A 243-nucleotide genomic window follows, 5' to 3' on the forward strand; every position below is an offset into this window, starting at 1 on the left:
TTGAATACCGCTTCGATGATATGATGCGTGTTGCGTCCGTAATGGACGATGACGTGGACGTTCATGCGTGATTCCAAGGCGAACTTCCATAGGAATTCATGCACGAGTTCCGTATCGAATGTGCCAACCTTGGCATTCGGGATGTCTCCACGGAACTCGAGGTGAGGGCGGTTCGAGCAATCGATGACCACTTGCGCCGCTATGGCAATGCCTTTGTGCCGATGGATGATGCGCTCGCGCAAG

1 pseudogene is annotated in these 243 nt (G+C 53.5%); it reads right to left on the reverse strand.

The window, feature by feature from the left end:
- Positions 1 to 243: pseudogene (locus tag R0K30_RS23165) on the reverse strand (hypothetical protein); the annotation flags it as partial.

It is taken from the genome of Bacillus sp. SIMBA_154, from assembly GCF_046536015.1.
GTDB lineage: Bacteria > Bacillota > Bacilli > Bacillales > Bacillaceae > Bacillus > Bacillus pumilus_P.